This is a genomic window from Legionella longbeachae (genome assembly GCF_004283175.1).
Lineage (GTDB): Bacteria > Pseudomonadota > Gammaproteobacteria > Legionellales > Legionellaceae > Legionella > Legionella longbeachae.
In genome coordinates this window covers 1-8,673 of record NZ_RXNW01000028.1, presented here as the reverse complement: position 1 = coordinate 8,673, position 8,673 = coordinate 1, and the positions used below count along the sequence as shown (strand labels likewise).

Below are 8,673 nucleotides of genomic sequence, written 5' to 3'. Positions count from 1 at the left end.
ATTCAGTTTCATAGGGTTATTCATCTATTGTTAAACTGTCCCACAGTATTGCCTGTTCAGAAAAAATTCGCAACGAGCTATGCCTTTGTTTTTCTTAACCCTCTGCATGGTTACTTTGGCTCTACGCTCCATTGATGAAGCTTTTTGGGGTTTAAGCACTATGCCTGCCCAATCGCACGATTCCTTTTGTACAATGTTGCAAAAGAAAACATAAGGAAATTCCCACTTCTATTGGTATTGGACGTACTAAAACCCTGGCGAAATTGGCTAATTATTGCTGTAAAAAGATGCTCAAAATCCCCGTGTTTAGTATCACCGCACAGCGAGAGCAATTAGCAAAGCAAATATCTGTAGGTGATATTTGGGGGTAGGGCGGCAATGGGGAAAGAAACTAATGGCCAGAGGGATTCATACAGTTTATGATTTGGCAAGCACCAATCCTCATCATCTGAAAAAGAGCTTTAATGTGGTGTTGATGCGCACAGCGATGGAGCTCCAGGGTATTGCTTGCAGAGGTCTCGAAGAGATAGAGCCCAAACAAAGTATTATGTCCTCTGAAAGTTTTGGTCAAATGCAAACTGAATTTACCAGCGTGGCGCAATCAGTGAGCAGTCATTGTGCGTGTGTAGTGGAAAAAATGCGCTGCCAAGGATTAGCCGCGCAACGCGTGGCTGTTTTTGTTCATACCAATCGATTTCGTGAAGATTAGCTCAGCATTTTCAAACGATGGAGTTTCGCCTGATTCATGCTACCGATGATGTGCGCTTGATTATTAAGATTGCCAACCGGTGTTTGCGCCGTATGTTTAGGTCCGGATATTACTATAAGAAAGCTGGGGTATGCCTTGAAGATTTAATCCCTAAAGACCCAAGACAGCTCGATATGTTTCACCAACCCACTAATGTACAAGTGCACCGCACTGAACAACTCATGTCGTTACTCGATAAAGTCAATCACAAATACGGACTAAGCACCATTCGCTTGGCAGCTGAAGGCTATTCCAAAACATGGGATATGCGAGCGGAGCTTAAGTCTCCTGCGTACACCATACGCTGGAGTGATGTACCTAAAGTGAGCTTTTCTTAGGATGGATATGGTGCTTGATGAGGAAGAAGGGCGAAAGGTTTTGCGCAAAACAATCCATATCGATATGGATTGTTTTTATGCCGCCATCGAAATGCGCGACTTCCCAGAGCTTGCCAATAAGCCTATGGCTGTAGGAGGACTTGCAATACAGCGGGAGTTATTTCAACCAGTAATTATGCGGCAAGAAAATTTGCTGTTCGTTCTGCAATGGCTACCGCAAAGGCCTTGAAATTTTGTCGTCATCTTATCGTACGTCCCGCGCGTATGGAGGTTTATCAAGAGGAAAGTCACTACATCCGAGAGATATTTGCAGATTATACCGATAGAATTGAGCCTTTGTCCTTAGATGAGGCCTACCTTGATGTGACCCATTCACCTAATTGCAAAGGAAGTGCGACCTGGATAGCTCAAGAAATCCGCTCTCGAATTTTTCAGACTCGAAAGTTGACTGCTAGTGCAGGTATTGCACCGAATAAAAGTCTTGCCAAAATCGCCAGTGATTGGCACAAACCTAATGGGCAAATGGTGATTAGACCGCAGGAGATTGAGGCTTTTATGATGAGATTACCTGTTCGCAAATTATTTGAGGTGGGTCCAAAAATGGAAGAAAAACTAAAAAACCACAACATAATCACCTGCGCTGATATGCAACAGTATTCCAAAGAATATTTGTTTCTGGAGTTTGGCATTATGGGGTAAAGGTTTTATGAGCTGGCTCGTGGTATTGATAATTGCCCAGTAAATCCTGAACGTATTCTTAAGTCAATTAGTGTGGAAGAAACGTATTTACAGGATTTATCAGATGGTGCGGCCTGTATTGCCGTGTTGCCCGATCTCATTGCATGCCTTGAGAAACGCATTGAGCGGGCGGGAGAAATTTCAGGCATTCATGCTCTTTTCGTTAAATTGAAATTTAATGACTTTCAATAAACCACGGTAGAACAAATACACTCTCAAATTAATTTTCCTATTATAGGCCGCCTAATGGAGGATGGCTATCTGCGAAAGCGTCTTCCCGTAAGGTTATTAGGAGTTGGAGTTAAATTAAAGCAGAAAAAGTTTGATGAGATGAAGCAGTTACCTTTATTTGATTTATAAACGAAGAAAGCCACCTAAGTGGCCTTTCAGCAAACCCGACTCCCTACGGAAACTTACTCACACTTAAAGAAAGACATTCTCTTTTGTATTTTTCAAATCCTTTTTTTGCGCAAAAATCCATTGAAAAGTTTCTATTGTTTTTATATAGTTTCATTTGGAAACTAAAGGGGTGAGTAATGCATTGTGATAACGTTGAAGAGTTACGATTTTATTCTCGCGAGCTTGTCCGTGAATTTGGATTTTTAAGAGAGGGTGATAATAAGGATGAATTAAATTTAGCGCAAATTCATTTAATGCTCGAGTGTGAGCGTTATGGTGCAATCGAACAACATTTACTAGCCAATAACTTAAGAGTACATAAGTCTTATGTAAGTCGATTGGTTAAATCATTAATCAATCGAGGCTATGTCGCCTTTTACGGTGCGGAAAAAAGTAAAAGAAGTAAGACATTGGCGCTTACCCCTTCTGGGATGATGATAGTTAAGAAAATTAATGAAAAGGCGAGAGAGCAAGTTTTATCTGCGCTTCATTATTTAACTCCAGAAGAACAATCAAAAATAAGTGAAGGCCTAAAGCTTTATAGTTTGGCGCTTAAAAAATCGCGTAAGTTGCAAGGAATAATTATTCGACCTATAGAAAAAAAGGATAATGAACGACTTTGTATCTTAATTAAATCCGTTTTAAGTGAGTTCGGAGCGAACAAACCTGGTTTTGCGTATACTGATGTAGAAACTAATACCATGTATGAGTTTTATCAAGAAAAAGGAACATCCTATTTTGTTGCAGAAAAATCCAATCAATTATTGGGTGGAATCGGTTTTTCTCCATTGCAGGGAGCGGGTAATGAAGTATGTGAGTTGCGAAAAATGTATCTAGATAAAGAGGTGAGGGGATTAGGTTTGGGCAGTGAGTTACTGCGGGTGGCTATGAATGAAGCAAAATCACTCTATAAAGTGATGTATCTCGAATCTTTATCGCGTATGACACAAGCCATTTCATTATATCGCAAAGTGGGGTTTGAATTTTTATCTCAACCGATGGGCAATACCGGCCATTATAGCTGTGATACGTGGATGGTAAAAAATTTGTCGTGAAACATTTTATTGTGGTCGTGAAATCAGAGGCACATCAAACTTTAATCAAAATCTTAAACCAGGTACTCGAATCTATCTCACTGAAGCTCGTGAGATAGAGGATGGATTTTGTCAATTCTAAGAGTCGCACATTTTGTTGTCTAATTTTTTGCTAAAGTTTAGAAAATCCTCCTGATTGATAATATCACAAGTATTTTCCTTCGAAGAGTATGTAATAATCGCTTTTCCAGATTGGAGGTTATGCAATAGCTGCTTTTTTTTAACCTGAATATTCTGTTCATATTCTCCATAATCGGTGCCCTGTCGCGTTATGATATCAATAAGTAAATTATCTAACGCTTCTTCGCTTAGTAAAGTGTAATCTATTTCAATCATATCTTGCCTTTGAGATAAGTGAGCCATTAATGTTGCATTATTCGTTACTTTTGGGATTAGGGCCTATTTTTTCATTAATTGAGCTCTAAATGAATAGCGATTTCGTGCAGTTATTTCACTTTGCGGTAGAGTATTGCTTTTGTTTTCTTGTCTATAAATTTCGTCATCGAGCCAAGATTTTTCATCGGCTAACACATCATTATCTACGATAGTCCACCAACTTTTTGGAAGCTTTCCCGTGCCATCAGACCAGCGATAAAGTCGATTTTTTAACAAATCTTTTTTGTCAAAAGGGGTATTTTCAGCACAAATTAGTGTTTGCCTCTTGCGCACCCTGCTTTTTAGCTCATCGAAAGCACCTTGTTCTTGAAGTAGAAGATTCAAGGTAGCCCAACAATCGTTAATCGCTCTATGTCCATCATAAAAATAGCCCAACTTCCAGTTAAGATAATCAAGTTTCGAGCTTTCATAGTCACGTTCTTTCCAGTCGATATCTTTTATTGTGCAACCGAAGGGAAGGGTGGTAACTTGTTTTTGTATCTCCTCAGGTGTTTGCAATTCTAAAAAATTACGGTCAAATTGAGCATTGTGGCATATGATTAAGTGGCTTTCTTTTAGCACTTGGAAAACAAAGGCCCAATTAATTGCCTTCCCAATTACATCTTCGTTACGAATACCTGTAATTTTTGTAATTTCAGGGGGTATTGGTTTTCCTGGGTCATTCAGTTCATTGTAGGTATGCTTAATTTCTAGGATTCCGTCTTCATTGGAAAATAAAAATGAAAGCATCCCTATTTCAATGATTTCATGTTGGGTTGCATCCATCCCCATTGTTTCCAAATCAATGATAGTTGACATAAATACTTTGGATGAAGGTTGATACATGCGTTCTTTTAATTGCATAGGTACCCGCTTTAAAACTTGAAAGTCGGGATGTCGTGATAATTCAGCGAGGGATTGTTCAATCATAAATGGCTGTGTAGGATTATTTAAATTGTTCTGATTGGCTCAATGGTAACGCAGAATTCGGATGAACGTTAGTGTTTTTAGGCGGATACTATTCGAATATTTATTTTAATAAAAAATAAATTGAGTTTTGAAAATCGATTGTTACCTTGAGGTTAATTAGAAAAATTAATCGCATGTTTAAGGAGTTCAGGTTTCGCCTTGAGTTGTCGTGCCTGTGTGCAGCAGGAATTTCGATGGAGAACATCCATGTTCTCATTTTTCTCAACATCCAGTCAAGTAATCCCGCTGCACCAAACTATTACAGTATATATGTCTTTTTAAAAAATGCATTGCTCTCTATTCTTATTGTCTTGTAAGAAATTTCTCAAAAATTAAAAGGGGGGGTAAATTATCAGCAAGTACGGAGCTCAAACAGAAGTTCGGTAATAATTTCTTAAAAAGAATCATTCATTAAAAACGGAGTATGCCCTAGGCAAAGAACAGCAAGTATTTTTCCATAAAAGGATTCATTTTTTTATTACTCCATTAGAGTACGATTATGAGTCTCCTATTTAAATGCAAACTCAGTAGGTGGGATGTTCATTATATTGGAGCTGAGTCTAAATTTTAGGTTTCCTCTTAAATACACAGGGCTCTGTAGAGAGTACTAAGGCAAGATAAATTAATTTATTTTATAATGTGCAACTTCAATCAAATTTCCATCTGGATCATGAAACCAAACAGATTCCATTTCACCTAAGGTGCCCGAAATAACGGTGGGTTCTTTTTCGATTGTAATAATATGTTTTATAAGATGCGTTACAACCTCTGTTATTGACGTCTCAGTTACAAGACAAATATCAGTTGATCCAGGTGTGGCTTTCAGTGCCTTAGGGTCAAGCTCTTAGCCTGCTAAATGGACGTGTAGACGTTGATCACCAAAACGTAATGCTTTTACCTCACCCATTTTTCCTTGCAATGTAAGCTCTTGCATATTGAGTATTGTTGTGTAGAAATTAATAGTTGTATTGATGTCTTTTACAGTAATAACTAAGTGGTCAATCCTTTTAATGTCTATTATTCATTCCTTAAAGAAATTTCGATTTTTAGCGCGACTTGGTATGAGTGGTAATAGAGACGGAGGTCTCTTAAATAAGAAAACGATCAGAGTTCTGTAGGTTTGATGGTGCAGCAAGATTTGCAAGAGACTGCTTAAGGTCTTCTGTTCTCGCTTTATCAATGGCTTTTATAGCCGCTAAATCATCAACCCCTCTCACCCACTCGCCGAGCCACGCCAGCTGCCCGCCCAAGCCAATCACGCTCCCCGCCTGGCGTAATATCGCAAATGAAAAACCCAATCCAGAATCCTGGCTAGAGCGACGGGGTGTAAACCATACATCATTTTCCTTAGTCACCAAGTTATAAAACTTAAGCTGCCGCACTAGATTAGCTGGTTTAGATGCATCTAATAAGGCATTGTTTTTGACTACATCGTCAAATGAACGATTGGGATGACAATACTCCTGGGCAATATGAGCAGGAACCTCTCTTTGAAGAAGACCAATCTGTATCCAGAGTGCATCCAGTGCATTCCAATCTTTTTGGGGGTTATTGTACGCATCGATATAAGTCTGCAATGCCTTTTTCAAGGGAGCTAAATCAAAATGAGCGCTTTGGTATTTTATTTCCTTTTGAGTATAGGCAAGCCCTCTGGGGTATTTGAATAATGTGTCTCCTATGAGTTCTTCGATGTTTTGAACCTGTTTCAGGATAATCTGTTTGGTCTGGTCATTCATATACTTTTCCAGCATGCGACACATATGGGTGTCTTTGGCCCAATAGGCGTATTCATAGGCGGTGCAGGTAAAAGTTCTTCCCGAGTAGTCTGTAAATGGGATGTTTCTTGCGGTGAGGAGCTCTTGAGCAGCTTCAACATCTTTTTGGAGCAACTGTTCTGCCTCATTTTGTTCGCCGTAAGCAACCTGTTGTAAAAAATCGAGTTTGGTCTTGAAGTCGGGTCGTTCGTGTTTGAGTTGTGCTAAGAGTTCTTCTTTAAGCTTTGGGTCTTTGGATGTATTGATTCGTTCATATAAGGTTTGTAATTGTGTATGATTCAAAGTGGTGGTATCAATCACCAGGGCGTCTTTTATCAAATAGTTTTTATGGGGGATATTTACGCTTAAGTTTTTTGCATCATGTTGCACTTTATCTAAAGGTTGGATTAACTCTTTGGGTACCCCCAATAAAGGAGAGCTCGCAAATTCAGCAAAATTCGTGCAGATAGCCCCTTGGTGGATGACAAAATGACCTTTTTTTTTAGTGTCTAATAGGAAAAATTCATCAAAATGAGGCGAATCTTTAATTTCTGCATAACGCTTTGCAAAAATTTCTTTGATGGCTTTAAGGTCATCGTGAGTGAAGGCGGTATTAAGCTGCATTTCTGTGGCATACGCGTTCGTCCAAGACAGAGCAATCGCTTCAATACAGTCGTGCTCCTTTTGTGCTGTCGCGAGTGTTTCGGCAAGGCTTTTGCTTAAATCAGGTCTGCTATCTAGAATTTTCCCAAAATTGGTGCTTGTACTGATTATGTCTTGTGATACAGCATAGATATTCGTGATACCTAGCAGAAATTGGGTGGCTACGGACCACTGTTCTACTTGAGTTAAATAATTAAAGGGCGATTCGATGACGGTGTCGAATAAATTGCCCGCACAATACCCGAATAAAGCGTCCATGTACTCGTTAGGAGTTGTTGTTTGGGAATTAAACTCCATGGCTTCATTCATTTCTTGTTGATGAATTGGTTTGCCTTGCTGGGTTTTGCTAAAATCAACGTCTACATTGAGTAAGGCTTGTACCGTATGGTGCAGGAGTTCTCTTAAATGCTCAAACTGAACAGGTACATGAGGTTGTTTCAATTGCGCTAATACCTGAGCCATCACTTGAGATTTCGAATCTTTGGCTTCAAAGGTAAGTGGTGTATAGGCTTTTATGAGTGATTGCTGTAATTCAGATTTAGAGGTTTCTCTCTGTCTTAATACGCTTTTGTGTGCCACACTAAATATAGGGTTGGCCGCCTCTGAACGCAAAAAGCCATCTTCTTCGGTGGGGCGTAAGACCATGCTGTAGAGATTAGAGTTTGTCCTGTTTTGCATTAAATCTTCTAATGGTCGTGGGTATCTTGGAAAGCCGCTATTGAGGCAGTTTAATTCAGGATGCTTTTCCATCGATGCGAGTACATCTAAATACCCATCAATTTGGGTAAGTCTTTCTTGTTTTTGTTGGCTAAGCAAGGAGGAGTCCGCTCCCAGTAAACTGATATCGCTTTCTAGGGCCTCTTTGTAGGCTAATAACTCCACCTTGAGGCTGGCCTTTGGGTTTGAATTGCTGCCTTTACCAAAAAATTCTTGTAATGCATATACCGCTTTGCAGGTATTGTCTAAACCAATGTTCGTGCCACTCACTATGGGCATGAAGACATGGACTATGTTTGCTGGACTTATGTGGAGGTATTTGGCTGATAGAGGTTCTTTTAAAGGCATTTTCATGATGCTGAGTTTTCCTTTGTTTCGAAATGGTTTTGCGACCTTGTTCATTGTGTAGTGCTCACAATCAGTGTGTGCAAATGAATCAAGTTGCTAAAATTATAAAAAAATAGACTTAAGCATTACTTAACAGCTTAAGAATTTTTTAATCAGTTCATTCCATTTCGGAATGTTTGGGTTTTATATTGGCTTGATGCTGCAGTAGTCTTCATGAACAAAAATTCGTAAACAGGATAAGTAAATTTCAATAGGACAATCCATAATTGTTGAGAATGGAAATTTCAAAACGTATTGCAAAAACATTAAAATCATTGAGACAAGAGCGAGGTTGGAGCTTAGATAAAACAGCGTTTAGGGAGATAAATAAAAAATTTTAACTTCTCCTACACAGTATAGCCTGGTCACAATAAATTGATTATAAACAATGGAGACAAAAAAGCTCATCAATAGAACAATTAAGAGTTCTACGAAGGTTTTTAGCTTGAGCCCATTTATGTTCAATCGGATTAAGATCTGGAGAATAAGGG

General features: G+C 39.0%; 5 protein-coding genes and 2 pseudogenes. 3 read left to right on the top strand and 4 right to left on the bottom strand.

Features of this window, described 5'->3' with window-relative positions; all coding sequences use genetic code 11:
- Nucleotides 1-127: 127 nt before the first annotated feature.
- The 3 genes and pseudogenes from EKG34_RS17965 to EKG34_RS17955 all read left to right on the top strand — a co-directional run.
- Nucleotides 128-1,086: pseudogene (locus EKG34_RS17965) on the top strand (DinB/UmuC family translesion DNA polymerase); the annotation flags it as partial.
- A gap of 7 nt (nucleotides 1,087-1,093) precedes the next feature.
- Nucleotides 1,094-2,184 (top strand): annotated as a pseudogene (gene dinB, locus EKG34_RS17960) (DNA polymerase IV).
- 176 nt (nucleotides 2,185-2,360) lie between these two features.
- The gene (locus tag EKG34_RS17955; protein ID WP_080619730.1) at nucleotides 2,361-3,278 is read left to right on the top strand and encodes a bifunctional helix-turn-helix transcriptional regulator/GNAT family N-acetyltransferase; all 918 of its coding nucleotides are present in this window, start codon (nucleotides 2,361-2,363) and stop codon (nucleotides 3,276-3,278) included.
- Between the two features lie 117 nt (nucleotides 3,279-3,395).
- Here the strand turns inward: EKG34_RS17955 and EKG34_RS17950 are convergent, their stop codons facing one another.
- The 4 genes from EKG34_RS17950 to EKG34_RS17935 form a co-directional block, all read right to left on the bottom strand.
- Nucleotides 3,396-3,680, bottom strand: coding sequence for a YheU family protein (locus tag EKG34_RS17950; RefSeq protein WP_223800026.1), 285 nt, complete (start codon nucleotides 3,678-3,680; stop codon nucleotides 3,396-3,398).
- Between the two features lie 36 nt (nucleotides 3,681-3,716).
- Complete coding sequence (locus tag EKG34_RS17945; RefSeq protein WP_080619731.1) at nucleotides 3,717-4,622, bottom strand: 3'-5' exonuclease; 906 nt, start codon at nucleotides 4,620-4,622, stop codon at nucleotides 3,717-3,719.
- A gap of 883 nt (nucleotides 4,623-5,505) precedes the next feature.
- The gene (locus EKG34_RS18775) at nucleotides 5,506-5,664 is read right to left on the bottom strand and encodes a VOC family protein (RefSeq protein WP_223800138.1); all 159 of its coding nucleotides are present in this window, start codon (nucleotides 5,662-5,664) and stop codon (nucleotides 5,506-5,508) included.
- An 85-nt stretch (nucleotides 5,665-5,749) separates the two neighbouring features.
- Nucleotides 5,750-8,149, bottom strand: coding sequence for a SidC (locus tag EKG34_RS17935; protein ID WP_080619732.1), 2,400 nt, complete (start codon nucleotides 8,147-8,149; stop codon nucleotides 5,750-5,752).
- Between the last annotated feature and the right edge of the window lie 524 nt (nucleotides 8,150-8,673).

Excerpts from the sequence above, each read along its gene's own strand:
- EKG34_RS17955 (WP_080619730.1), top strand. The coding sequence starts at position 2,361 with ATGCATTGTGATAACGTTGAAGAGTTACGATTTTATTCTCGCGAGCTT.
- EKG34_RS17950 (WP_223800026.1), bottom strand. The coding sequence starts at position 3,680 with ATGGCTCACTTATCTCAAAGGCAAGATATGATTGAAATAGATTACACT.
- EKG34_RS17945 (WP_080619731.1), bottom strand. The coding sequence starts at position 4,622 with ATGATTGAACAATCCCTCGCTGAATTATCACGACATCCCGACTTTCAA.
- EKG34_RS17935 (WP_080619732.1), bottom strand. The coding sequence starts at position 8,149 with ATGAAAATGCCTTTAAAAGAACCTCTATCAGCCAAATACCTCCACATA.